Annotated in this window: 1 pseudogene; it reads right to left on the reverse strand. The window is 44.1% G+C overall.

The window, feature by feature from the left end:
• Nucleotides 1-1,043 (reverse strand): annotated as a pseudogene (locus ACGH6P_RS10985) (hypothetical protein); the annotation flags it as partial.

Here is a 1,043-nt window from a genome sequence, read left to right on the forward strand (position 1 = left end):
TTCACGCCGCCCAGACCTTCTTCACCTTCATCTTGTACGCCATTACCGTTGCGGTCGACAAACACTTTTCCGAAGATTAACGCATTGTCAAATAATGGGTCCGCTGTCACTGTCACTGTCGCCTGCGCAGTATTCGATACCACTCGACCCAGTTTACTTAGTGCCATCGCCGTATTGGTGTACTCGCCCTGAGTCACGCCTGAGCCCACAACCAACATATAGTTAATAACGAGTTCACCATTGCCTTTTAATTCCAACGAATCATAAGTCATCGCTTTTCCACCTTTCGGGTCGGCTATCTTCTTACCATCTAAACGTGAGGAGCCTTTTACATACTTAAACCCTGCCGGTAAGATGTCTTTCACTTTGATATTCGCTGTTTGTACCGTGTTATTGATCACTTTTATGCTGTAAGGAACAATATCACCTGTCACAACATTATCTTTTAACGCTGTTTTTATAACCGTTATATCCGCATCCGCTGCCCGATAACCCAACATTAAATCGTTAATCGAGGCCGAATAGGTTGTTAACGTGTTATCTTTCAAACCGATCGGTAAGGTTTGGGCTCCACCTACTCCGTTATACACGATCGATGACGGTGGTGAGGACAAGTCGATTAACGGATGCTCAACCACTTTTCCGTCGATGTCTGTGTACTTCTCAAACGATGGAATGCGTTCATAAAGCAGGCTGTCCTGCGTTGAACCCACCACGCCATCATGATAATTTCCAAACAGTAAACGGATATGATGCGTAACAGCACTGCCACTATTGTTACCGATTGCCAGATTACGGAAGCTAAACTGACCATTATTATCCGTCATCGACGTCATTGGCTTGCCATCTTTATCCATCACATGCTTTTTATCACTGTCTAACAGATAAACATTTACACCCGATAACCCCTTATAACTGTCAGCTGAGTTTGAACCTGTCCCTTCACTGTCTTCTACAAGCTTACCTTCAATAATACCACCATGGATATAACCAAAGTCCTGATCGGTTAGGTTACCCGTGATATCAATGATTGCCTGATTGAC

Source organism: Gilliamella sp. CG25 (assembly GCF_046635705.1).
Classification (GTDB): Bacteria; Pseudomonadota; Gammaproteobacteria; order Enterobacterales; family Orbaceae; genus Gilliamella; species Gilliamella apicola_I.